Origin of the sequence: Pseudomonas sp. D3, assembly GCF_029320995.1 — a bacterium.
Taxonomy (GTDB): domain Bacteria; phylum Pseudomonadota; class Gammaproteobacteria; order Pseudomonadales; family Pseudomonadaceae; genus Aquipseudomonas; species Aquipseudomonas paraveronii.
Map to the genome: position 1 here is coordinate 4,194,153 of NZ_CP119772.1, position 23,597 is coordinate 4,217,749.

At 59.8% G+C, this 23,597-nt stretch carries 20 protein-coding genes; 8 read left to right on the plus strand and 12 right to left on the minus strand.

The genetic code is table 11. The features are described 5' to 3' along the window. The first annotated feature begins 449 nt into the window (after positions 1-449). Together P3S72_RS19015 and P3S72_RS19020 are read left to right on the plus strand one after the other, a co-directional pair. Positions 450-752, plus strand: a complete 303-nt coding sequence (locus tag P3S72_RS19015; RefSeq protein ID WP_276193552.1) for a transposase — start codon at positions 450-452, stop codon at positions 750-752. Then, positions 749-1,585 carry an IS3 family transposase gene (locus P3S72_RS19020; protein ID WP_276193551.1) on the plus strand — a complete coding sequence of 279 codons (837 nt, stop codon included), beginning with the start codon at positions 749-751 and terminating at the stop codon, positions 1,583-1,585. Before P3S72_RS19015 ends, P3S72_RS19020 begins: the two co-directional genes overlap by 4 nt. A 290-nt stretch (positions 1,586-1,875) precedes the next feature. Here P3S72_RS19020 and P3S72_RS19025 read toward each other — a convergent pair whose 3' ends face one another. Then, complete coding sequence (locus P3S72_RS19025) at positions 1,876-2,583, minus strand: YebC/PmpR family DNA-binding transcriptional regulator (RefSeq protein ID WP_276193600.1); 708 nt, start codon at positions 2,581-2,583, stop codon at positions 1,876-1,878. Positions 2,584-2,684: 101 nt separating this feature from the next. Next, positions 2,685-3,542 carry a LysR substrate-binding domain-containing protein gene (locus P3S72_RS19030; protein WP_276193601.1) on the minus strand — a complete coding sequence of 286 codons (858 nt, stop codon included), beginning with the start codon at positions 3,540-3,542 and terminating at the stop codon, positions 2,685-2,687. 125 nt (positions 3,543-3,667) lie between these two features. Between P3S72_RS19030 and P3S72_RS19035 the strand changes: the two genes are divergently transcribed. The 3 genes from P3S72_RS19035 to P3S72_RS19045 all read left to right on the plus strand — a co-directional run bounded on the left by P3S72_RS19035 (position 3,668) and on the right by P3S72_RS19045 (position 6,292). Next, the gene (locus P3S72_RS19035) at positions 3,668-4,777 is read left to right on the plus strand and encodes a 2-aminoethylphosphonate--pyruvate transaminase (protein WP_276193602.1); all 1,110 of its coding nucleotides are present in this window, start codon (positions 3,668-3,670) and stop codon (positions 4,775-4,777) included. A gap of 27 nt (positions 4,778-4,804) precedes the next feature. Then, positions 4,805-5,632: a phosphonoacetaldehyde hydrolase gene (gene phnX / locus P3S72_RS19040; RefSeq protein WP_276193603.1), complete on the plus strand. Its 828-nt coding sequence runs from the start codon at positions 4,805-4,807 to the stop codon at positions 5,630-5,632. 114 nt (positions 5,633-5,746) lie between these two features. Next, complete coding sequence (locus P3S72_RS19045) at positions 5,747-6,292, plus strand: cytochrome b (RefSeq protein ID WP_276193604.1); 546 nt, start codon at positions 5,747-5,749, stop codon at positions 6,290-6,292. Here P3S72_RS19045 and P3S72_RS19050 read toward each other — a convergent pair. Then, positions 6,289-7,179, minus strand: a complete 891-nt coding sequence (locus P3S72_RS19050; protein WP_276193605.1) for a pyridoxal-phosphate dependent enzyme — start codon at positions 7,177-7,179, stop codon at positions 6,289-6,291. The genes P3S72_RS19045 and P3S72_RS19050 overlap by 4 nt on opposite strands. Positions 7,180-7,237: 58 nt before the next feature. Next, entirely contained in the window at positions 7,238-9,277 is a 2,040-nt protein-coding gene (locus P3S72_RS19055) for an NADPH-dependent 2,4-dienoyl-CoA reductase (protein WP_276193606.1), read from the minus strand. 211 nt (positions 9,278-9,488) lie between these two features. Between P3S72_RS19055 and P3S72_RS19060 the strand changes: the two genes are divergently transcribed. Further along, on the plus strand, positions 9,489-10,619 hold the full coding sequence (locus P3S72_RS19060) for a nitrilase-related carbon-nitrogen hydrolase (RefSeq protein ID WP_276193607.1): 1,131 nt from the start codon (positions 9,489-9,491) through the stop codon (positions 10,617-10,619). A 4-nt stretch (positions 10,620-10,623) separates the two neighbouring features. Further along, entirely contained in the window at positions 10,624-11,658 is a 1,035-nt protein-coding gene (locus tag P3S72_RS19065) for an AraC family transcriptional regulator (protein WP_276193608.1), read from the plus strand. 275 nt (positions 11,659-11,933) lie between these two features. Here P3S72_RS19065 and P3S72_RS19070 read toward each other — a convergent pair whose 3' ends face one another. Next, positions 11,934-12,704 (minus strand): DUF2242 domain-containing protein, encoded by a 771-nt coding sequence (locus tag P3S72_RS19070; RefSeq protein ID WP_276193609.1) that lies wholly within the window; start codon positions 12,702-12,704, stop codon positions 11,934-11,936. Positions 12,705-12,793: 89 nt separating this feature from the next. After that, positions 12,794-13,693: a LysR family transcriptional regulator gene (locus P3S72_RS19075; RefSeq protein WP_276197957.1), complete on the minus strand. Its 900-nt coding sequence runs from the start codon at positions 13,691-13,693 to the stop codon at positions 12,794-12,796. Between the two features lie 120 nt (positions 13,694-13,813). On the opposite strand from P3S72_RS19075, the gene P3S72_RS19080 reads away from it, so the two are divergent. After that, positions 13,814-14,980, plus strand: coding sequence for an MFS transporter (locus tag P3S72_RS19080; RefSeq protein WP_276193610.1), 1,167 nt, complete (start codon positions 13,814-13,816; stop codon positions 14,978-14,980). Positions 14,981-15,028: 48 nt separating this feature from the next. On the opposite strand, the gene P3S72_RS19085 is transcribed toward P3S72_RS19080, so the two are convergent. From P3S72_RS19085 to tig, 6 genes are all read right to left on the minus strand, one after another. After that, positions 15,029-16,903 carry a SurA N-terminal domain-containing protein gene (locus P3S72_RS19085; RefSeq protein WP_276193611.1) on the minus strand — a complete coding sequence of 625 codons (1,875 nt, stop codon included), beginning with the start codon at positions 16,901-16,903 and terminating at the stop codon, positions 15,029-15,031. Positions 16,904-17,134: 231 nt separating this feature from the next. Continuing rightward, positions 17,135-17,407 carry an HU family DNA-binding protein gene (locus tag P3S72_RS19090; protein WP_003174819.1) on the minus strand — a complete coding sequence of 91 codons (273 nt, stop codon included), beginning with the start codon at positions 17,405-17,407 and terminating at the stop codon, positions 17,135-17,137. A gap of 148 nt (positions 17,408-17,555) precedes the next feature. Then, positions 17,556-19,952, minus strand: a complete 2,397-nt coding sequence (gene lon, locus P3S72_RS19095; protein WP_276193612.1) for an endopeptidase La — start codon at positions 19,950-19,952, stop codon at positions 17,556-17,558. Between the two features lie 161 nt (positions 19,953-20,113). Then, a complete protein-coding gene (gene clpX / locus P3S72_RS19100) occupies positions 20,114-21,397 on the minus strand; it encodes an ATP-dependent Clp protease ATP-binding subunit ClpX (RefSeq protein ID WP_017848146.1) in 1,284 nt (427 codons plus the stop codon). A 112-nt stretch (positions 21,398-21,509) separates the two neighbouring features. Further along, entirely contained in the window at positions 21,510-22,145 is a 636-nt protein-coding gene (gene clpP / locus P3S72_RS19105; RefSeq protein WP_048725112.1) for an ATP-dependent Clp endopeptidase proteolytic subunit ClpP, read from the minus strand. Between the two features lie 91 nt (positions 22,146-22,236). Next, on the minus strand, positions 22,237-23,547 hold the full coding sequence (tig, locus tag P3S72_RS19110; protein WP_276193613.1) for a trigger factor: 1,311 nt from the start codon (positions 23,545-23,547) through the stop codon (positions 22,237-22,239). Positions 23,548-23,597: the final 50 nt, after the last annotated feature.

A 23,597-nucleotide genomic window follows, 5' to 3' on the forward strand; every position in this document is an offset into this window, starting at 1 on the left:
CAGCCAAGCCTTCGAGAAAGGCTTCGAATCTGCTCATCGTGGAAACCAGGGCGCTGCAACGCAGTCTATTCCACACCACTGAACCCAATGTGGGAGGGGGCTTGCTCCCGATGGCAGTAGCACATTCAACATCATCGTTGACTGAGGCACCGCTATCGGGAGCAAGCCCCCTCCCACCGTTTGGAGCGCGTTTATTCAGCTACGAATCAGCCAGCCAAGCCTTCGAGAAAGGCTTCGAATCTGCTCATCGTGGAAACCAGGGCGCTGCAACGCAATCTATTCCACACCACTGAACCCAATGTGGGAGGGGGCTTGCTCCCGATGGCAGTAACACATTCAACATCATCGTTGACTGAGGCACCGCTATCGGGAGCAAGCTGAACTGGCCTAATGATTTTGGACACTTCAATCGGGCGCTATGATGGCGCCCAAATCTGAGGTGTTTGGATATGCGTAAATCTTATTCGAGTGAGTTCAAACTCAAGGCGGCCAGCATGGTGCTGGACGAGGGGCAGTCGGTTCCCGACGTCTGTGCCAGTCTGGATATTGGCCCGACTGCGTTGCGCCGCTGGGTCGATCAGGTTCGCAAAGAGCGGCTGGGCTCGACTCCGATTGGCGCCAAGGCTATTACCGCCGATCAACGAGAGATTCAGCAGCTCAAAGCGTTACTCAGGCAAAAAGACCTGGACATCGAAATCCTAAAAAAGGCCAGTGCTCTCTTGCTGTTGGACGCCAAAGATCATTCACGTTGATCTGTGAGCTGGACGAGCAGTACGGCGTTAACAATTGCTGTCGGGCGTTCGGTGTTAACCGCAGCAGCTTTTACGCCTGGCGTCAGCGCCAAGGCAAGGTGAAACCTGAGCGGGAAAAGCTCAAAGCCGCCCTGGTCGAGCATCACAAGGAGTCCAGAGCATCTGCTGGATCGCGCACTTTAGCTAAGGAACTGCAAGCCAAGGGGCATCGCGTCGGGCGGTACATGGCGCGCAGCCTGATGCGTGAAGCGGGCGTCATCAGTCGTCAACGCCGGCGGCATAAGTACAAATCATCCGGCGTGGAAGCGCTGGTAGCGCCGCATGTGCTCAAGCGCCAGTTTGATGTCACAGCGATCAACCAGGTGTGGTGTGGCGATGTGACGTATATCAAAGTCGGCAAGCGCTGGATGTATTTCGCGGCAGTTCTGGATCTGTTCGCTCGCCGGATTGTGGGGTGGTCGTTTTCGATGATTTCCGATGCCACGCTGACCTGCGAAGCGTTGCGAATGGCGGTCGAGTTGCGAGGCCGTCCAAAAGAGGTGCTGTTTCACTCCGACCAAGGCTGTCAGTACACCAGCCACAAATTCAGGAATGAAATGCGCAAGCATGGACTCCTGCAAAGCATGAGTCGCAAAGGTGAGTGCTGGGACAACGCCCCGATGGAGCGTTTCTTTGGGAGCCTTAAATCAGAATGGGTACCAGAAGATGGCTACAGCTCAGAGCATGAAGCCCGAGTGGATTTGCAGCGTTATTTGATGCGTTACAACAACGTCAGGCTCCACAGCTACAACGGCTACCGGTCGCCGGTAGCTATGGAGAAACTGGCGGCGTGAAACCTTAACTGGTGTCCAAAATTAGTTGACCAGTTCAAGCCCCCTCCCACCGTTTGGAGCGCGTTTATTCAGCTACGAATCAGCCAGCCAAGCCTTCGAGAAAGGCTTCGAATCTGCTCATCGTGGAAACCAGGGCGCTGCAACGCAATCTATTCCACACCACTGAACCCAATGTGGGAGGGGGCTTGCCCCCGATGGCAGTAGCACATTCAACATCATCGTTGACTGAGGCACCGCTATCGGGAGCAAGCCCCCTCCCACCGTTTGGAGCGCGTTTATTCAGCTACGAATCAGCCAGCCAAGCCGACGAACATATCCTGCACGTCATCGTGGTTGTCCAGGCCTTCGAGGAAGGCTTCGACTTCAGCCATCTGCTCGTCGGTCAAACCCGACACCGGGTTCTTCGCGATATAGCCCAGCTTGGCCGACAGCACGGTAAAGCCCTGCTCCGGCAGCGCTTTCTGCACGGCGTCGAGGTCGGTGGTTTCGGTGATGAACTGAGTGGTGCCCTCTTCTTCGCCCTCTTCGAAATCCTGGGCGCCGGCTTCAATGGCCGCCATTTCAGGATCGGCATCCGGGCTGTCCGGCGCGGCTTCGATCAGGCCGACGTGGTTGAAGTCCCAGGCCACGGAGCCGGAAGCGCCCAACTGGCCCTTGCGGAACGCCACGCGGATTTCGGCCACGGTGCGGTTGATGTTGTCGGTCACGCATTCAACGATCAGCGGCACCTGGTGCGGGGCGAACCCTTCGTAGGTCACGCGGTGGTACTGCACGGTTTCACCGAGCAGACCGGCGCCTTTCTTGATGGCGCGGTCCAGGGTTTCCTTGGGCATCGAGGCTTTTTTGGCCTGCTCCACCACCAGACGCAAGTGGGCGTTGGTCGCGGTGTCGGCACCGTTACGGGCGGCGATGGTGATCTCTTTCACCAGTTTGCCGAAGATCTTGCCCTTGGCATTGGATGCCGCTTCTTTATGTTTGACTTTCCACTGTGCGCCCATGACTCACTCTCTTTCTCGTCCATCGCGCCGAGACGTCTACTGGCCAGCGCTTTGGGGGCAGAGTTTATAGGGCAAAAACGCAACGTTCCACCAAAAAACCTTCACGGCGCCAGCTCGAAAAACGCCTGAATCAAACGCAGCGACCGACGGCGCTCCATGCACCCCAGGCTGTGTCGGTTGACCAGCCCCTCCCCGTGGATCGGCAGCGCACGCACGCGTGGGTCCGGGCTGACCTCCATCGAGGACACCACGCCCACCCCCAACTGCGCGGCAACGGCTTCGGTCACCGCCTCCCGGCTGTCCAACTCCAGCAGTACTTTCGGTTGCACACCCGCCCCCAGGCAGGCGTGGTCAAAGGTGCGCCGCGTGATGGACCCGGGCTCGCGCAGCACCATGATCACCTCGTGCAATTGCGCCAGTTGAATGCCCTCGGCCAGCGTCGCCCACGGGTGGCCGGCCGGTACCAACGCGCAGATCCGCGACTCGCTCAACGCTTGCAGGTGCAGGCCGTTGCGCGGTTCAACTTCGGTGAGCACCGCCACATCCGCGTGCTCGGACAGCAGCGCCGCCAGGGTTTCCTGGGCATTGCCCAGCCGCAGGTTAACGGTAATGCCCGGGTAGCGCGCGCGCAGGCTGGCGATCATCGGCATCACCAGGTGCGGACCATCCGCCGCCACTTCGAGGCGCCCGGTGAGCAACTGCCGATTCGCCTCCAGCAGCGCCTGGGCCTCATCCACCAGGCCGAAGATCGCCCGGGTGAGCGCCGCCAGGCGTGTGCCCTCTTCGGTCAACTCCACACGTCGCGCAGTGCGGCGCAACAACGGGATCTGGTAGTGCTCTTCCAGGGCCTTGATGTGCCCGGTCACCGCCGGTTGGCTGATGAACAACCGCGCCGCCGCACGGGTAAAGCTGCCCTCGCGGGCCACCGCATCGAATGCGCGTAGTTGGAACAAGTTCATGCTGACTGACCTGATTATCGGCCTAACTGATAGCTTGCATAACAACAAACAATTTGATTGATGACAAGCCAAACTGCAATTTAGGCGCCGTAACGTCAACCCCCGACACCTAGCAAGGACTTGAGATGAGCACCGCCGCGCCGATCCTGCTGACCCCTGGCCCCCTGACCACCTCTGCCCGCACCCGCCAGGCAATGCGGGTGGATTGGGGTTCATGGGATGAGCGTTTCAACCAGTTGACCGCCAGCGTCTGCTCGCAACTGTTGGCGATCATCAACGGCGCAGACAGCCACCATTGCGTGCCGTTGCAAGGCAGCGGCACCTTCGCCGTCGAAGCCGCCATCGGCACCCTGGTGCCACGCGACGGCAAGGTGCTGGTGCTGATCAACGGCGCCTATGGCAAGCGCCTGGCAAAGATCTGCGAAGTGCTCGGCCGCGACTTCACCACCGTTGAAACCGCCGAGGACGAACCCGCCAGCGCCGCCGACGTCGACCGCCTGCTGCACGCCGACCCGGCCATCACCCACGTCGCGTTGATCCACTGCGAAACCAGTACCGGCCTCCTCAACCCGCTGGCGCAGATCGCCCAAGTGGTCAAACAGCATGGCAAGCGCCTGATCGTCGACGCGATGAGTTCCTTCGGCGCGCTGCCGATCGATGCCCGCGAAGTGCCGTTCGATGCCCTGATCGCTGCTTCAGGCAAATGCCTGGAAGGCGTGCCGGGCATGGGGTTTGTCTTCGCCGAAAAACGCGCGTTGGGCGCCGCCCAAGGCAACTGTCACTCCCTCGCGATGGACCTCTTCGAGCAGCACCACTACATGACCAAGACCGGCCAGTGGCGCTTCACCCCGCCGACCCACGTGGTCGCCGCGCTGCACGAAGCGCTGCTGCAATACCACGAAGAAGGCGGCCGGCCCACGCGCCACCGACGCTACGCCAACAATTGCCAGGTGCTGCTCGAAGGCATGGCCGAACTGGGCCTGCGCAGCTTTCTGCCGGCGGCGATCCAGGCCCCCATCATCGTCACCTTCCATGCGCCGAAAGACCCGCGCTACCAGTTCAAGGCGTTCTACGAACGGGTCAAGGCCAAGGGTTTCATTCTGTACCCGGGCAAATTGACCCAGGTGGACACCTTTCGCGTGGGCTGCATCGGCCACGTCAATGCGGCCGAGATGCGTGCGGCGGTCGCGGCGGTTGCGCAGGTACTGCAAGAAATGCAAGTGCTGGACATCTGATTGCCCTTTACCCACAGGATCTGAACCATGAACTATCAACATCCCGACACCCTGCAGGCCGTCATCCTCGACTGGGCCGGCACCGTGGTCGACTTCGGCTCGTTCGCCCCAACGCAGATCTTTGTCGAAGCCTTCGCCGAGTTCGATGTGCACGTCTCTATCGAGGAAGCCCGTGGCCCGATGGGCATGGGCAAATGGGAGCATATCCGCACCCTGTGCAACCAGCCGCAGGTCGCCGAGCGTTACCGCAAGGCGTTCGGCCGCACGCCGACCGATGACGACGTAACCGCGATCTACCAGCGCTTCATGCCGCTGCAGATCGAAAAAATCGCCGAGCACTCGGCCCTGATCCCCGGCGCCCTCGACTGCATCGCTGCGCTGCGTGCGCAAGGGCTCAAGATCGGCTCCTGTTCCGGCTATCCCAAGCAAGTGATGGACAAGGTCGTCGCGCTGGCCGCCACCAACGGCTACGTCGCCGACCACGTGGTCGCCACCGACGAAGTGCCTAATGGCCGCCCATGGCCGGCGCAGGCGCTGGCCAACGTGATCGCCCTGGGGATTGACGATGTAGCGGCGTGCGTCAAGGTCGACGACACCGTGCCGGGCATTCTCGAAGGCCGTCGCGCCGGGATGTGGACCGTGGCCCTGACCTGCTCCGGCAACGCCCTGGGCCTGACCTACGCACAGTTCCGAGCCCTGGACAGCACCGCCCTGGCCCGCGAGCGCACGCGTATCGAAGCCCTGTTCGAAGGTTCGCGGCCGCACTACCTAATCGACACCATCACCGACCTGCCAGGGGTGATCGCCGACATCAACCGGCGCCTGGCACGTGGTGAAATGCCGCAAAGCCACTGATCAAGGTCAACTCAACGGCATTCACGTCGGGCAAACCCCGCAAAACAGGCTTAAAGTAAAAGAACTTCGTCGCCAAAGAACGGAGATTTGCCCTGATGAGAGAGGAACCAAGCGATGCCGTGGAAAAATTCCGAGTCACGTTACAGCACTATGTCGATAGCGTTGCATTGGTTGATGCTTGTGCTGCTGGCGGTGGTTTACGCCTGTATTGAGTTTCGCGGGATCTTCCCCAAAGGCAGTGGCGGGCGAGCACTGATCGTGGAAATGCACTACATGCTCGGCCTGACCGTGTTTGTGCTGGTCTGGCTGCGCCTGTTTGCGCGCTCGCTGGGGGTTGCGCCGAAGATTGTACCGGCACCGCCGCAATGGCAGAGCCTGCTCGCGACCCTGATGCATATTGCGCTGTATGCCTTGATGATCGGCATGCCGATTGCCGGCTGGCTGATCGTCAGCGCTCAAGGGCACTCCGTGATGTTCTACGGAATCGAGTTACCGCCCTTGATCGGCGAAAACAAGGACTTGTCCAAGCAGATCAAAGAGTGGCATGAACTGGGCGGTGCCATCGGTTATTGGTTGATCGGCCTGCATGCAGCGGCCGGTCTGTACCACCACTACTTCATGCGTGATAACACGGTGTTGCGCATGATCCCCAAACGCTAGGCAGCCAACCCTCGGCGGCCTTGCAAGCCGCCGGTGTGGACGAAGATCAGACGCGTGCCCGCAGGGAAGCGTCCGGCTGCGACCTGTTGCTTCAACGCCAGCAGTGCTTTGCCGGTGTAGAGCGGCTCCAGCGGTAAGCCGCAGGCCTGTTGCGTGGTCTCGATAAAGTCGAGCAATAACCGGTCGACCTTGGCGAAGCCGCCCCGGCTGGCGTCCAACAACTCATGCCCGCCCTGCACAATGGCGCGCACGTTCTGCGCTACGCCGTGATCGTCCGGCACCGCCATTGCGCCGTACACCGGGTGCGCGCCCTCCTCGGCCAATGCCAGCCCGGCCAGCGTCGTGCCGGTGCCTGCCGCCAGCCACCATGCGTCGTAATCATCCCACCCCACGTTGCTCAACTGCGCGCGCGCCTGCTCGACCAATACGCCGCAACCCAACGCCCCGGCGACGCCCCCGCCGCCTTCGGGCACTGGATAGAGATGGGGATATTGCTCGCGCCACGGCAGCCAGAAACCTGGCTCATGCCGCGCACGGTAGCCGCCATAACCCAGCCAATGCAGCTGCATGCCGAAGGCTTTCAGGTCGAGGACAGTGGGCGTGTCTTGGGGATGGCCGCGCAACAGGCCGACGGTGGGAAAATCAAAACGCTTGCCGGCCGCCGCCAGCGCATGCAGATGGTTGGAGTACGCCCCTCCAAGGCTGATGATCCCGCCGGCACCGGCCTGTTGCGCCTGGGCCAGGTGCTCGGTGAGCTTGAACCACTTGTTGCCGCTGATCAGCGGGTCAATACGGTCCAGGCGCAGCACGGCCAACTCAACCCCGTTCAGCCAATCCAGCGGCAGCGGTTCCAGGGGCGCATGGGGAAGCCAATCGAAAGGGCCCATCGGGGCAAGTCCGCATGAAAAAAGGGGCGATAGTCTAACACCGCCCCTTCCAGGCATTTTACAACTCAGCCGCCAGGCGCGAGCCCTGGTTGATGGCGCGCTTGGCGTCCAGTTCGGTCGCCACATCGGCGCCACCGATCAGGTGGACGTTCTGGCCCGCCGCGACCAGGCCGTCCTGCAATTCGCGCAACGGGTCCTGGCCGGCGCAGATCACAATGTTGTCCACCGCCAACAGCTGCGGCTCGCCCTCGGCGCCGATGCGGATATGCAGGCCCTCATCGTCGATCTTCAGGTACTCGACGCTGTTGAGCATCTGCACCTGCTTGTTCTTCAAACCGGTGCGGTGAATCCAGCCGGTGGTCTTGCCCAACCCATCGCCGACCTTGGAGGCCTTGCGCTGCAACAGGAACACCTCGCGCGCCGGCGGGTGGGGTTGAGGCTTGATCCCGGCGACACCGCCACGCGCTTGCAACTGCGTGTCGATGCCCCACTCTTTCCAGAACGCGTCGCGGTCCAGGCTGGTGGACACGCCCTGATGCACGAGGAACTCCGACACGTCGAAGCCGATACCACCGGCACCGATCACCGCGACGCGCTTGCCCACCGGTTTGCGCTCGAGGATCACATCGAGGTAGCTCAGCACCTTGGGATTGTCGATGCCCGGAATCGCCGGCGTGCGTGGTGCGATACCGGTGGCCAGGATGATCTCGTCGTACCCGCCCGCCGTCAGTTGCGCGACGTCGACACGGGTGTTGAGACACAGCTCCACATGGGTGGTCTGCAACTTGCGATTGAAGTAACGCAGGGTTTCGAAAAACTCTTCCTTGCCCGGCACGCGCTTGGCGATGTTGAACTGGCCGCCGATCTCGCTGGCCGAATCGAACAATGTCACCTGATGGCCACGCTCGGCCGCCACCGTGGCCGCGGCCAGGCCCGCAGGACCGGCGCCGACCACGGCGATTTTCTTGATCTGCTTGACCGGCAAGTAGTTGAGTTCGGTCTCGTAGCACGCGCGTGGGTTGACCAGGCAGGTGGTCAACTTGCCGCCGAAGGTGTGGTCCAGGCAGGCCTGGTTACAGCCAATGCAGGTGTTGATTTCATCGGCACGGCCGGCGGCGGCCTTGTTGACGAACTCTGGGTCGGCGAGGAACGGCCGCGCCATCGAGACCATGTCGGCATCGCCTGCGGCGAGGATCTGCTCGGCAATCTCCGGGGTGTTGATGCGGTTGGTGGTGATCAGCGGGATCTGCACCGCGCCACGCAATTTGGCGGTGACTTTACTGAACGCGCCACGCGGCACCTTGGTAGCGATGGTCGGGATACGCGCTTCGTGCCAGCCGATCCCGGTATTGATAATGCTCGCACCGGCCTGCTCGATGGCCTTGGCCAGTTGCACGATTTCTTCCCAACTGCTGCCGCCTTCCACCAGGTCGAGCATCGACAGGCGGAAAATAATGATGAAATTCGGGCCGACGGCGTCGCGCACCCGGCGCACGATCTCCACCGCCAGGCGCATGCGGTTTTCGTAGCTGCCGCCCCAACGATCGGTACGGTGGTTGGTGTGGGCGGCGAGGAACTGGTTGATGAAGTAGCCTTCGGAGCCCATGATTTCCACGCCGTCATATTCGGCAGACTGGGCCAGCAGCGAGCAGGTGACGAAATCCTGGATCTGCTTCTCGATGCCCGCTTCGTCAAGTTCCTTGGGCTTGAACGGGTTGATCGGCGCCTGGATCGCGCTCGGTGCAACCTGCTTTGGGCTGTAGGCATAACGACCGGCATGGAGGATCTGCATGCAGATCTTGCCGCCGGCGGCGTGTACGGCGCGGGTCACGATCTTGTGCTTCTGCGCCTCTTCGTCGGTGGTCAGCTTGGCCGCGCCGGAATACACCCCACCTTCATCGTTCGGGCCAATGCCGCCGGTGACCATCAGGCCCACGCCACCAAGGGCGCGCTCGGCGAAATAGGCCGCCATGCGTTCGAAACCGCCCGGTTTTTCTTCCAGGCCCGTGTGCATCGAGCCCATCAGGGTACGGTTGCGCAAGGTGGTAAAACCCAGGTCCAACGGGGCCAGCAGGTGCGGGTACGCAGCAGCGGTCATGGTCAAGCTCCACAACGGATCATCACGGGACGTGGCACGCTCTAACGGCTTGCCATCGGTTTATGTCCCACAGACTAAGAGGCGATCGGCTAGGGCTCAATGACTGAAACTGACAAGTTATTGATCCAAATGCACAGCCCCCCTTGGCAAGCAGAGCCACGGGCCCTAACCTAGTCGCGAACCCTGCACTTGGTCCGTTGTCTGTTCCCCCATGCGTAAACTTCTAGCTTTTACCGTCACCATGGCGTTGGTTGCCGCCGTCGCCGCCTATCTGGTCTGGACCCAGGAGCGCCCCGTGGCGCATTACCTGTCCGACCTGCGCATCACCCTGGCCGTCAACGAGGGCCAGCCTGCCGATCGCGGCAACCTGCTGGGCATCCAGCCGGAACTGTTCCCCGGCGATTACCAGAGCCTGGAACGCTTGCACCTGAAGCTCGCGGCCTACCTGCAAACGGCCCGAGACCAGGGGCTGCTCAATGAAAAAACCATCGTAGTGCTGCCGGAACACATCGGCACCTGGCTGATGCTCAGCGGCGAAAAAAACGAGCTGTATCAGGCGCCCCATCTGAAAGACGCGATGAATTGGCTGTCGATCAGCAACCCGGTGCAATTCATGCGCGCCTGGATCAGCGCCACTGGCGACAACCGCATGGACGACGCTTACTTACGCATGAAAGCCCCGGCGATGGCGCGGGACTACCAGGTGTTGTTCGGCGGCTTGGCCAAGGAGTTTGGCGTGACCCTGGTGGCCGGCTCCATCGCGCTGCCCAACCCCAGCGTAAGCCAGGGGCAACTGCAGGTCGGGGATGGCGCGCTGTACAACGCCAGCCTGGTGTTTGCGGCCGATGGCCTGCCCCTGGGCCAGCCGCAGCGTCAGCTCTACCCGATCTACGACGAGCGCGGTTTCATTGCGCCAGGCGATGAAAACACCGTCAGCGTGGTCGACACCCCGGCCGGCCGCCTGGGCATCCTGATCGGCAGCGACAGCTGGTACCCGGACAACTATCGCAAGCTCAATGAGCAAGGCGCCCAGTTGATCGCCGTCCCCGCGTTTGTCATCGGGCGCGACACGTGGGACCGCCCATGGCGCGGCTTCAAGAGCGTGTCGACGCCCACGGAAATCAGCCTCAAACCCGAAGAGCTCAGCGAGGGCGAAGCCTGGCGGCGCCTGACCTTGATCAGCCAGCAACCCATCAGCCAGGCCACCGCAGGCATGAGTGTGTTTTTGCGCGGGCAGTTCTGGGACCTGGGCAGCGCCGGCCGGAGCTTTCTCAGCAGCAACGGTCAAGTGTTCGCCGACGGCGACGCCCGTGGTGCGCGCTTGCTGAATCTCTGGTTGTAACGCCGTGAAGCCGGTACGCCTGGGGGATATGTCGGTGGGCTTCGTACACACCCTGGCCGACGCAATCACCCACCACGGGCTGGACCCGCAACCGCTGTTGCTGCAATACGGCCTGGACCCGGCGCGGCTCGCCGAAGCCGGCGCACGCTTGTCGATCCCGCGCTATATGCGCCTGGGCCATGCCGCCATCCAACTGACCGGCGACCCGGGCCTTGGCCTGCGCATGGGCCAATTGAGCCGCTTGAACCAGGCCGGCCTGGCGGGCGTCACGGCCGCCCAGGCGCCCAACGTGCGCGAAGCGGCCCGCACCCTCACGCGCTTTGAAGCGCTGTATGGTTCCAACTATCGCGGGCAATCGAGCTTTCATGAAGACGCCGAAGGCGCCTGGCTGCGTTTCTATTCCATCAGCCCCTACAACGCCTATAACCGCTTTGTGGTCGACTCGATCATCGCCGGCTGGTTGCACCAACTGTCGAGTCTGGCCCAGCAACCGGTGCAGGCGCAGCGCATCGAGATCGAATTCGACGCACCGGACTACAGTGAACAATACCGCGCGTTGGGCGACAGTCCGGTCCACTTCGGCGCCGACGCCAATCAACTGCGCCTAAGCCAACCAACCCTGGCCCTGCGCAACCCGCAGCATTGCCCAAGCACCTGGCACCTGCTGTTACAGCTATGTGAAAGAGAGTTGGAGCAGTTGACCCGCACCCGCAGCCTGCGCGAGCGCATTACCCGTTTGCTCGGGCCGATGCTCAATGGTGGCCGGGAGCCCGACCTGGAAGAAGTGGCGGCGCGCTTGAAGCTGCCGACCTGGACCCTGCGCCGCAAACTGGCCGAAGAAGGCACTCAGTTCCGGGCGATCCTCAACGATACCCGCCGCGACCTGGCTATGACCTACATTCGCGATACGGAACTGGCATTCGGCGAGATTGCCTACTTGCTCGGCTTTGCCTCGGCTCAAGCCTTTCAACGAGCGTTCAGGCGGTGGAACAACCAGACCCCAGGGGAGTTTCGCCGCAGTCAGCGGCATTCCGCCTGAAATCGGTTTTATAGCTCGGTGGCATCGTCGGCGGGGTCCAGCGGATCCCATTCAAAGGCCTGGTACTCGAGCAGTTCTTCCTGATAATCGTCCATATTAAGCTCCTTTAGGGTGAAAGCGGCTGCAGGTTAATGACCTACAAGACCAGCCTAAAGTGCCGTCATGACGAAAAAATGTCAGCGCCATGACGTTCCTGCACTACAGGATTAAACGTAGCAGCGCTGCAAGAATTTATCAGGTGCCAATCAGCCCCGCCCCGTCGAAGGCCGTCGGTGTCACTGGGAAGGCGTCGGCAGGGGCGGAATAGCTTCCGTCGGCGGCGGCAGCGTGGGAGCCGCTGGCTCTTGTTGCGGAGCAATCGGTGCGGGCTCGGCCGGAGGTGCGACCGGCTCGGAAACAACCGGTGCGGCGAGCTCCTGCTTCGGCGCTTCAACTTTTTCGGCGGCCGGCGCGGCTTTAGGCTCAGGCACGCCCAACTCCGCCTTAGGCTGCTCGGGAATATGCGCAGCCTTTTTCACTTCCTGCGGCAGGAATACATCCACCAACGCAAAGTACCGCTCATAGAACTTCGGTGCCGAGACAGTCTCACTCGCCACCTTCACCATCGAGTCGTCGGTGGAGCCGATCGGCATCGATACCGAGCCCAACACGCCCACACCCAGGCTTGCGGAGTTATTGACCTTCTTCAGCGCATAGCGATCCTGCAGGGCGTTGGCAAATATCGTCGAATGATTTTTACCTTTGCCATCGTCCGCACACACCACGTTGAAGCTGATCTGCAGATGAGTTTCGCCGGTCTGCTGGAAACTCTTGTTACCCACCACCAGCTTCGGATCGCTGCTGGTGATGATGTAACCCTGGCTCAGCAGTGCACGGCGCGCGGCCTCGCACGCGGCGATGTCACTGACCGGGTAATCACGGGAGAACGTACCGGAGTCGTCGAAATTCTCGTGCTCGTAAATAGCGGTCTTGGGTGACGAGCAGCCCGTGGCGCCCGCCAACACCAGCGCCAAGCCGAGGCTACGCAAGTGAAATGATGTCGACATTGAAAATCCTGAGGAAAACGATCTGGGCGGTATTGTGCAACAGAACGAGGCCTTGGCGCGCGCATTCCTGTCGGTAAAACGTCACAAGCCTACACAGCGGTGCCTACGGGGAAAAGCCCGGCGTACATATGGTCGATAAACACGCGTAACTTGGCTGAGGCATGGCGACTTGATGGCCACAGCAGCCAGAAACTGCCACGGTGTTCGAGATAATCATCCAACACCCGTTGCAAGCGCCCCTCCCGCACGGCCTCGTTGACCATGTAGTCCGGCAAGCAGGCGATGCCCAACCCCTCGTGTACCACATGCTTGAGGGACTCGATGGTGGTGCTGACCAGCGGTGTACGCAACGTGGGCTCGGCGGCGCCCGAGATGTGACGCAACGGCCAGTTTTCCAGCTTGCCGGTGGTACAGAATTTGTGGCGCAAGCAGGCGTGATTGCTGAGGTCCTGCGGTTGCTGCGGGGTGCCGTATTGAACGAAGTAGCCCGGCGTGCCGACAAGTACCAACTGGTAATAGCCCAGATGACGCGCCATCAAGCGCGAATCTTCCGGCTTGCCCGTGCGAATCACCGCATCGAAACCTTCCTCGATCACGTCGACCATGCGGTCGGAAAAATCCACATCCAGCTCGATATCCGGGTAGGCGCGCATAAAGTCACTGAGTACCGGCATCAACAACCCGCGCACCTGCGGCAGACTGATGCGCAACTTGCCCCGGGGCGTGGCGCTGGCGTCCGTCAACTCCTGCTCGGCCGCCTCGACCTCGGCCAGAATACGCCGCGAACGCTCAAGAAACAGTGAGCCTTCGCTGGTCAGCGTGATACTGCGCGTGCTGCGGTGAAACAGCCTTACGCCCAAGCGCTCTTCCATGCGCGCGATACTTTTGCCCACGGCCGAAGAGGATACCCCCAGCACACGGCCCGCAACGGTAAAGCTGCGTGTCTCCGCCACCTGCACAAATACCGACAGGCTGCTCAAGCTGTCCATGATGACGCCCCGACCGATTACGGACATCCACGTCCGATAAGTTCGGAACCTTAGCCTGTTTTTCCGCGCACCACAGCCCCTTACTCTGCCGCCTTGCCCCTTTTATATGGATAGAGCGTTATGAGCGACAACCCGTCACTGACCCATTGCCCGGCGAACGCCCAGCCTGACGCGCTGCCGCTCGGTGGTTTGCTGGCCCTGGCTTGCGCAGGATTTATTACCATCCTCACCGAAGCCATGCCCGCAGGGCTTCTGCCGCAGATGGGCGCAGGCCTGGGCGTGTCACCCGCCCTGGTTGGCCAATTGGTCACCCTCTACGCCCTTGGATCGTTGCTCGCGGCCATCCCCTTGACGCTGCTGACGCGTGGTTGGCGCCGCCGACCTCTACTGCTGGTGGCCATTAGTGGCTTTGCCCTGGTCAACAGCGTGACTGCCGTATCCAGTCACTATGGGCTTACGCTGGTAGCGCGCTTTTTCGCCGGGGTATTCGCCGGGTTGCTCTGGGCCCTGTTGGCGGGTTATGCCAGTCGCATGGTCGCCCCTCATCTGCAAGGCCGGGCGATTGCCATCGCAATGCTTGGCGCGCCGCTGGCCCTGTCCCTGGGCGTGCCGGCCGGCACACTGCTGGGCACTCTCGTTGGCTGGCGCTTGAGCTTTGCGATCATGACCGGACTGACGCTGGTGCTACTGCTCTGGGCGCGCTGGCAACTGCCGGACTTTGCCGGTCAAGCGGCACAACAGCGCCTGGGCCTGCGCCAGGTGATGACGTTGCGCGGCATTCGCCCGGTGCTTTGGGTGACCTTTACCTACGTGCTGGCCCACAACATTCTCTACACCTACATCGCCCCACTGCTGGAGCACGCCGGAATCGAGGCCGATATCGACCGGGTGCTGCTGGTGTTTGGCCTCGCGGCGTTGTTGAGCATTTGGCTGGTGGGCCTGCTGATCGATCGATGGTTGCGCCCGCTGGTGCTGCTCAGTTGCGCGCTGTTTGGCCTGTCGGCGCTGGCGCTGGCGTTCTGGATCGACTCGCCGGCGGTCATCTACACCGCCGTAGCGGTTTGGGGCCTGGCATTCGGTGGCCTGCCGGCCTTGCTACAAACCGCTCTGGCCAAGTCCGCTGGCGAGTCGGCGGACGCAGCGCAATCGATGCTGGTGACCGTGTGGAACCTGGGCATTGCCGGTGGCGGGTTAGCGGGGGGGTTGCTGCTGCAGAGTTGGGGCGTGTTCGCGTTTCCCTTGGCGGTAGTTGCTTTGATGCTGCTTGCCCTTAGCAAACGCCCATGAAAAAGCCCCCGGTCTTTTCAGGCCGGGGGCTTTTTATTCAAACCGAGATCAGTACTTCTTGATCTCAGCCTTGGTTTCCAACTGCTTGCGGTACGCCGCGAAGTCCTGCTGACCCACACGGGAGGCGAGGAAACGGCGGTATTGCGCCTTCTCGTCGTCCGATGGCGCCGCCGCTTCGTTGACGCTGTTCAAGCGCACGATCACCAGGCTGCCATCAGCGAGGGTCACGGTGGTGAAGGTCGGTTTGTCCTTGGCCGCAGGCTTGGGCATGCGGAACAGGGCTTGCAGCACGACCGGGTCGATCGCTTCCTGGCTACGGGTAGCCGCGGCGGTGACTTTCCAGGCCTGACCATCAATGGGCTGGTTCAGCGGGGTTTTGCCATCACGCAGGCTGGCGATCAACTCGTCAGCGTGAGTCTTGGCGGCCGCGCTGGCGCGTTCCTTGGTCATCTGTGTGCGGATCGCCGCTGACACGCTTTCCAGCGGCAGTTGCGTAGGCTTCAGGTGTTCTTTTGCCCGCAGCACGATGATGGTTTCCGGGTCGAGCTCGATGGCGGTGCTGTTGGCACCCTCATCCAACACTTCCGGACTGAACGCGGCAGTGACCACGGCACGGTTGGCTGCAACACCCTCCCCGCCGTCGCGACCAAACGGCGAAGAGGTGTGAACGGTCAGCTTGAGGTCGGACGCTGGCTGAGCCAGGTCGGAGGCTTCAAATGCCGCATCTTCCAATTGCTTGGTCGCTTCGACAAAACGCTGTTCAACCTGTTGATTCTTGAGCTCGTGAGTCAGCTTGCCTTTCAGGCTGGCGAACGATGGCACTTCTGGCGCTTCAACGCCCAGCAGCTTGATCAGGTGCCAACCGAAGGTGCTGCGCACCGGTGCCGAGACCTGGTCCTTATTCAAGGCATACAGGGCTGCTTCGAAGTCCGGATCGTAGACGCCAGGACCGGCAAAACCGAGGTCACCGCCATTGCTGGCCGAACCCGGGTCCTGGGAGAACTCCTTGGCCAGGGCTTCGAACTGCTCACCCTTGGCCAGGCGCGCCTGGACCTCCTCGATCTTGGCCTTGGCTTGCGCGTCAGTGACCTTGTCGTTGACTTCAATCAGGATGTGCGCGGCACGACGCTGCTCAGAGAGGTTAGCGGTTTCTTTCTCATACGCCGCCTGCAGTTCATCGTCCTTGACGGTGACCTGGTCGAAGAAGGACGACTTCTTCAACTCCAGATAGTCGATGACCACCTGGTCCGGAGTCATGAACTCTTTGGCGTGCTGGTCGTAGTAAGCCTTGACCTCGTCGTCAGTGAGTTTCACCGCCGCAGGGTTGGCCTTGATATTGACGGTGGCGAAATCGCGGGTCTGTTTTTCCAGACGGGCGAATGCCAGCACCTGTGCGTCAGTCACAAATGCGCTGGCGCCGATACCGTTGCGAACTTGCCCGATCAGCATTTCCTGGCTCAGCATCTGACGGAACTGCAGACGGCTGTAGCCCAGTTGACGGATCACCTGGTCAAAACGTTCGGCGTTGAACTTGCCGTCCACCTGGAATTGCGGCGTCTGTAGGATCACCTGATCCAGCGCAGCTTCAGAGAAGCCAAACTTGGAATCGGCGGCGCCTTGCAGCTCCAGCTTACGATCGATCAGCCCCTTGAGAGCGGCGTCGCGCAGTAGCTTTTCGTCGAGCAAGGAAGCATCGAAATCCTTGCCGAACCGTTGCATCAACTCGCGACGTTGCATGTCGACGGCCTGGCTCAGTTCGGTCTGGGTGATTGCTTCACCGTTGACCTTGGCCACGTCCTGCTTGGTGTTGGTCGAAGCCTGAAAAATAGCCTCGATACCGGTGAACGCCATCAATGCGACGATGATCCCGATAATGGTCTTGGCAATCCAGCCTTGTGAATTGTCCCTGATATTTTGCAGCATGCGTCCCCCAGAAACGGTTGAACTTCAAAAATTGGCAACCGTGGAGCGTGGGTAGAGTCCGGATAGAAGAAAGGCGCATCCGAGGATGCGCCTTCTCGTAACTGGCGGAGCGGACGGGGGTTAGAACCCACACCCCCGGCGTGGTGACCCGATGGATACGTGGGTCAGCTGCCGCTCCGCTGCCAGGCCAGACCTGCGTCGGACCCGGGTAGGTAAAGGCTTGAGCGAGGCTTAGTTAACGGCTTCTTTCAGGGCTTTACCGGCTTTGAAACCTGGTTTCTTGGCAGCAGCGATTTGCAGTGCTTTGCCAGTCTGTGGGTTACGGCCAGTGCGAGCTGGACGGTCAGTCACAGAGAAAGTACCGAAACCTACCAGTACCACCGAGTCGCCGGCCTTAAGAGCGCCAGTGACGGATTCGATTACTGCGTCCAGCGCACGGCCAGCAGCAGCTTTCGGGATATCAGCGGATGCGGCGATAGCATCAATCAGTTCCGACTTGTTCACTCTAAGTCCCCTTATATATCTATTGAGTATGATTCTAAGTTTTTTGGTGAAAGCAAAAACCAGTGCTGAATGGACTACAGACACTTAAGAGCCGCTTTATAACAAGGGCTCTAAAAAGCTGTCAAGGAAGCCCCCAGGCTTTAACGCATTAATGCGTGCTAATTCTTTCCTTGGAATCAGACTCGCGCTTTTCGTCCTTAGCGACTATCTCCGGAGCCACATCCGGCAAGGGCTCCGGCGCGTATTGCAGCGCAATTTGCAGGACCTCGTCAATCCATTTAACTGGTTTAATCTGAAGATCTTGCTTGATATTGTCAGGAATTTCCTTCAAGTCGCGGACATTCTCTTCAGGAATGATCACGGTCTTGATTCCACCCCGGTGTGCGGCGAGCAATTTCTCTTTCAGACCACCGATGGCCAATACCTGGCCACGCAGGGTGATTTCGCCGGTCATGGCCACATCAGCGCGCACCGGAATGCCGGTCAGGGCCGATACCAGGGCCGTACACATGCCTACGCCAGCGCTAGGGCCGTCTTTTGGGGTCGCCCCTTCCGGCATGTGGATGTGGATGTCGTGCTTCTCGTGGAAGTCCAGGGGAATCCCCAGGCTCCGGGCGCGGCTGCGCACCACGGTCTGCGCAGCGGTGATGGATTCGACCATCACGTCACCCAAGGAACCGGTCTTGATCAATTGGCCTTTGCCTGGGATCACCGCAGCTTCGATGGTCAGCAATTCACCGCCCACCTGGGTCCACGCCAGGCCAGTCACCTGCCCTACCTGATCCTGCTGTTCAGCCAAGCCGTAACTGAATTTACGCACGCCGAGGTAGTGCTCCAGCGCATCGGCCGTGACCTTCACCGAGAAGCGTTTTTCCAGTGCATGTTCCTTGACCGCCTTGCGGCAAATCTTCGCGATCTGGCGCTCAAGCCCCCGTACACCGGCCTCGCGGGTGTAGTAACGCACCATGTCGCGGATCGACTCGACCGCGAATTCAATCTCGCCTTTCTTCAGGCCATTGGCCGAAATCTGCTTGGGCGCGAGGTATTTGACGGCGATGTTGATCTTCTCGTCTTCGGTGTAACCCGGCAGACGAATCACCTCCATCCTGTCCAGCAACGCTGGCGGAATGTTCATGGAGTTGGAGGTACACAGGAACATCACGTCGGACAGGTCGTAGTCGACTTCCAGGTAATGGTCGTTGAAATTGTGGTTCTGCTCGGGATCGAGCACTTCGAGCAACGCCGATGCCGGATCGCCGCGCATGTCGCTGCCCATTTTGTCGATTTCATCGAGCAGGAACAGTGGGTTGCGCACACCCACCTTTGTCATCTTTTGAATCAATCTTCCTGGCATCGAACCGATATATGTCCGGCGATGACCACGAATTTCCGCTTCATCACGCACGCCGCCGAGGGCCATTCGCACGAATTTACGGTTGGTGGCATTGGCAATCGACTCGGCCAGGGAGGTTTTACCCACACCAGGCGGACCGACCAGGCACAACACCGGGCCACGAATCTTCTTCACACGCTTTTGCACGGCGAGGTATTCGAGAATGCGTTCTTTGACTTCTTCGAGGCCATAGTGGTCGGCGTCGAGGATATCTTCGGCGCGAGCCAGGTCCAGGCGGACCTTGGTCTGAGCCTTCCACGGCACCTGCACCAGCCAATCGATGTAGGAACGAACCACCGTGGCTTCGGCCGACATCGGCGACATTTGCTTGAGCTTGTTCAGCTCGGCATTGGCCTTGGTCAGGGCGTCTTTTGGCAGGCCGGCGGCATCGATGCGCTTTTTCAGCTCTTCGATTTCGTTGTGGCCCTCCTCGCTGTCGCCGAGTTCTTTCTGAATGGCCTTCATCTGCTCATTCAGGTAGTACTCGCGCTGGCTGCGCTCCATTTGTTTCTTCACGCGACCACGGATGCGTTTTTCAACCTGCAGCAGGTCGATTTCGGCATCGAGCAGCGCCAGGACGTGTTCGACACGGGCCGGCAGGTCGATGATTTCAAGGATGTCTTGCTTCTGCTCGATCTTCAGCGCCATGTGCGCGGCCATGGTGTCGACCAGGCGGCTAGGCTCATCAATGCTGTTGAGGGAAGACAGGACTTCAGCCGGGACTTTCTTACCCAACTGCACATACTGCTCGAACTGCGAGAGCAGGCTGCGTACAAATACTTCGGACTCGCGCTCCGGGGCCTCGACTTCGTCGATCAGCGCCACTTCGGCACGCAGGTGGCCGTCCACCTCCATGAAACGCTCGACAGCACCACGCTGCTCACCTTCCACCAGCACCTTGACGGTGCCATCGGGCAGCTTGAGCAGTTGCAGGACAGTCGCAACGGTACCGACGCGATACAGGGCATCTTCGCCTGGATCATCATCAGCAGGGTTTCTCTGGGCCAACAGCAGGATCTGCTTGTCGCCCGTCATCGCAGCCTCGAGGGCTTCGATAGACTTCTCGCGCCCCACGAACAGCGGGATAACCATGTGCGGATAGACGACGACATCACGCAACGGCAGGAGAGGCAATTCGATGGTTGTCTTCATGATTTCGCCTCTATGACAGTTGAAAAGTAAGCATGAAACCAAGATGGGGGCTGCTAGCAAAAAAAACAAGCTCAATGCCAGCAGTTAAACGCAGGAAAAACACACCCTTAAAACAAAAGGGGCCCCTAAAGGCCCCTTGTTGTTATGCAGCTACAGGACGCTTAAGCGTCTGGTGCAGCCTTGGCAGCCGGCTCACTGTTTTCGTAGATATACAGTGGCTTGGACTTACCTTCGATAACGCTTTCGTCGATCACCACTTTACTCACCTCGGACTGCGAGGGAATTTCGTACATGGTGTCGAGCAATACGCCTTCGAGAATCGAACGCAGGCCACGCGCACCGGTCTTGCGCTCCAGTGCCCGCTTGGCCACTGATTTGAGTGCGTCGGTACGGAACTCGAGGTCTACGCCTTCCATTTCGAACAGCTTGGCATATTGTTTGGTCAGGGCGTTTTTCGGCTCGGTGAGGATCTGAATCAGAGCAGCCTCATCCAACTCGTCCAATGTCGCCAGAACTGGCAGACGACCAACGAATTCCGGGATCAGACCAAACTTGACCAAATCGTCAGGTTCGACTTCACGCAGGGACTCGCCCACCTTCTTGCCTTCTTCCTTGCTGCGCACTTCTGCACTGAAACCGATGCCGCCACGGGTGGAACGGTTTTGAATAACCTTTTCCAGTCCGGAGAACGCACCGCCGCAGATGAACAGGATATTGCGCGTATCAACCTGAAGGAATTCCTGCTGCGGGTGCTTGCGGCCACCTTGTGGCGGTACGGAAGCAACCGTGCCTTCGATCAGTTTCAGTAAGGCTTGCTGCACGCCTTCACCGGAAACATCCCGAGTGATCGACGGGTTGTCGGACTTGCGCGAAATCTTGTCGATTTCGTCGATATAGACAATACCCATCTGGGCTTTCTCTACGTCGTAGTCGCACTTCTGCAGCAACTTCTGAATGATGTTCTCGACGTCTTCACCCACGTAGCCAGCCTCGGTGAGGGTGGTAGCGTCGGCGATGGTGAACGGAACGTTCAGCAGGCGAGCAAGGGTTTCTGCAAGCAGGGTTTTACCCGAGCCTGTAGGACCGATCAGCAAGATGTTGCTCTTGCCGAGCTCGACTTCGTCGTTTTTCTTGTCACGCTGGTTCAAACGCTTGTAGTGGTTGTACACCGCTACGGCCAGAACCTTTTTTGCACGCTCTTGACCAATCACGTACTGATCAAGGATGCCGCTGATTTCTTTAGGCGAAGGCAATTTATGCGCGCTGCTCTCGGCCTGGGCTTCCTGCACCTCCTCACGGATGATGTCATTGCACAGGTCGACGCACTCGTCGCAGATAAAGACCGAGGGGCCGGCAATCAATTTGCGCACTTCATGCTGGCTTTTGCCACAGAAGGAGCAATAGAGCAGCTTGCCGTTGTCCTCGCCGTTGCGGGTGTCAGTCATTCGTTCGATCCAAATCCGATAGGCTTGCAACACAAGATGAAGGCTTATGCGGGCTTTTTCAAGCCCGCAGGTGATCGGACTTGCCGACCAGCCCTATTTTGAGCTGCTTATATTAAGCGGGGCGCTTTTCAATCACTGCGTCGATCAACCCGTAATCACGCGCGGCTTCAGCGCTCATGAAATTGTCACGGTTGGTATCACGCTCGATTTCTTCCAAGGTGTGCCCGCTGTGCTTGGCCATCAGCGTGTTAAGACGCTCACGAATAAAGAGGATTTCCTTGGCATGGATTTCGATGTCCGATGCCTGACCCTGGAAACCGCCCAGTGGCTGGTGAATCATCACGCGCGAGTTCGGCAGGCAGTAACGCTTGCCTTCGGCACCCGCGGTCAGCAGGAAAGCGCCCATGCTGCAGGCTTGGCCGATGCAGGTGGTCGACACGTTTGGCTTGATGAACTGCATGGTGTCGTAGATCGACATACCTGCGGTCACCGAACCGCCCGGCGAGTTAATGTAAAGATGGATGTCCTTGTCCGGGTTTTCCGCTTCAAGGAACAGCAGTTGCGCACAAATCAGGTTGGCCATGTAGTCCTCTACTGGGCCCACCAGAAAGATCACTCGCTCCTTGAGCAGGCGCGAGTAGATGTCGTAGGCGCGTTCGCCACGAGCGGACTGCTCGACAACCATCGGGACCAGGCCGCCTGCGGCCTGGATATCAGAGTTCTGCTGAATATAGGAATTACGGAACATGCTCTGCAGTTACTCCCAAATAGTCATGTCTTGAAAACGCATAAGCCAGCGCGAGGCTGGCTTATGGTTGTATTTCGAACGAGTTGGACAATCAGTCGGCTTGTGCTGCTTCCGCCGGCTTGACTGCTTCTTCGTAAGAGACCGCTTTATCGGTCACCTTAGCCTTCTGCAGAACAGTATCCACAACTTGTTCTTCCAGCACAACCGAACGTACTTCGTTCAGCTGCTGGTCGTTCTTGTAGTACCAAGCCACAACCTGCTCAGGCTCCTGGTAGGCCGAAGCCATTTCCTGGATCATTTCACGAACGCGATCTTCGTCAGGCTTGAGATCGAACTGCTTGACCACTTCAGCCACGATCAGACCCAGCACGACGCGGCGCTTGGCTTGTTCTTCGAACAGCTCGGCCGGCAGTTGGTCAGGCTTGATGTTGCCACCAAACTGCTGAACAGCTTGTACGCGCAGGCGATCCACTTCGTTGGACAGCAGAGCCTTAGGCACTTCGATCGGGTTGGCGGTCAGCAGACCGTCCATGACCTGGTTCTTGACCTTGGACTTGACGGCCTGACGCAGCTCACGCTCCATGTTCTTGCGAACTTCGGTGCGGAAGCCGTCGATGCCGGTTTCCTTGATGCCGAATTGAGCGAAGAACTCTTCGTTCAGCTCTGGCAGCTTAGGCTCGGAAACGCTATTGACCGTCACGGTGAACTCGGCGGCTTTGCCGGCCAGGTCCAGATTCTGGTAGTCAGCCGGGAAAGTCAGGTTCAGAACGCGCTCTTCGCCAGCTTTTGCACCAACCAGACCCTCTTCAAAACCCGGGATCATGCGGTTGGAGCCCAGCACCAGCTGAGTGCCCTTGGCGGAGCCGCCAGCGAATGCTTCGCCGTCAACCTTGCCCACGAAATCGATGTTCAGTTGGTCTTCGTTCTGGGCAGCACGCTCGGCCACTTCGAAACGCGTGTTCTGCTTGCGCAGGACTTCCAGCATGTTATCCAGGTCAGCATCAGCCACTTCAGCGCTCAGACGCTCGATCGCGATACCTTCGAAACCGGCAACTTCGAACTCTGGGAACACTTCGAATACAGCAACGTACTCCAGGTCCTTGCCCGCTTCCAGGGACTTAGGCTCGATCGACGGCGAGCCGGCCGGGTTCAGCTTTTGCTCAACAACCGCTTCGTAGAAAGAAGCCTGGATCACGTCGCCTACCGCCTCCTGACGCGCATCAGCACCAAAACGGCGCTTGATTTCGCTCATTGGCACTTTGCCTGGACGGAAGCCAGCGATCTTGGCCTTTTGGGCAGTCTGCTGCAGACGCTTGTTGACCGCAGTCTCGATGCGCTCTGCCGGCACGGTGATGCTCAGGCGGCGCTCGAGAGCAGTAGTATTTTCAACAGAAACTTGCATGGATATTCCTCGTTGCACAGACGTTAGCCGGCCGTTTCCGACCCCAGAAT

Bases quoted from the DNA above. Each gene is read 5' to 3' on its own strand.
- P3S72_RS19080 (WP_276193610.1), top strand. From the start codon at position 13,814: ATGAGCGACAACCCGTCACTGACCCATTGCCCGGCGAACGCCCAGCCT.
- lon (WP_276193612.1), bottom strand. From the start codon at position 19,952: ATGAAGACAACCATCGAATTGCCTCTCCTGCCGTTGCGTGATGTCGTC.
- P3S72_RS19075 (WP_276197957.1), bottom strand. From the start codon at position 13,693: ATGGACAGCTTGAGCAGCCTGTCGGTATTTGTGCAGGTGGCGGAGACA.
- clpP (WP_048725112.1), bottom strand. From the start codon at position 22,145: ATGTTCCGTAATTCCTATATTCAGCAGAACTCTGATATCCAGGCCGCA.
- P3S72_RS19060 (WP_276193607.1), top strand. From the start codon at position 9,489: ATGCGTAAACTTCTAGCTTTTACCGTCACCATGGCGTTGGTTGCCGCC.
- P3S72_RS19015 (WP_276193552.1), top strand. From the start codon at position 450: ATGCGTAAATCTTATTCGAGTGAGTTCAAACTCAAGGCGGCCAGCATG.
- P3S72_RS19045 (WP_276193604.1), top strand. From the start codon at position 5,747: ATGCCGTGGAAAAATTCCGAGTCACGTTACAGCACTATGTCGATAGCG.
- P3S72_RS19050 (WP_276193605.1), bottom strand. From the start codon at position 7,179: ATGGGCCCTTTCGATTGGCTTCCCCATGCGCCCCTGGAACCGCTGCCG.
- P3S72_RS19070 (WP_276193609.1), bottom strand. From the start codon at position 12,704: ATGTCGACATCATTTCACTTGCGTAGCCTCGGCTTGGCGCTGGTGTTG.
- phnX (WP_276193603.1), top strand. From the start codon at position 4,805: ATGAACTATCAACATCCCGACACCCTGCAGGCCGTCATCCTCGACTGG.
- P3S72_RS19025 (WP_276193600.1), bottom strand. From the start codon at position 2,583: ATGGGCGCACAGTGGAAAGTCAAACATAAAGAAGCGGCATCCAATGCC.
- P3S72_RS19055 (WP_276193606.1), bottom strand. From the start codon at position 9,277: ATGACCGCTGCTGCGTACCCGCACCTGCTGGCCCCGTTGGACCTGGGT.
- P3S72_RS19085 (WP_276193611.1), bottom strand. From the start codon at position 16,903: ATGCTGCAAAATATCAGGGACAATTCACAAGGCTGGATTGCCAAGACC.
- P3S72_RS19030 (WP_276193601.1), bottom strand. From the start codon at position 3,542: ATGAACTTGTTCCAACTACGCGCATTCGATGCGGTGGCCCGCGAGGGC.
- clpX (WP_017848146.1), bottom strand. From the start codon at position 21,397: ATGACTGACACCCGCAACGGCGAGGACAACGGCAAGCTGCTCTATTGC.
- tig (WP_276193613.1), bottom strand. From the start codon at position 23,547: ATGCAAGTTTCTGTTGAAAATACTACTGCTCTCGAGCGCCGCCTGAGC.
- P3S72_RS19035 (WP_276193602.1), top strand. From the start codon at position 3,668: ATGAGCACCGCCGCGCCGATCCTGCTGACCCCTGGCCCCCTGACCACC.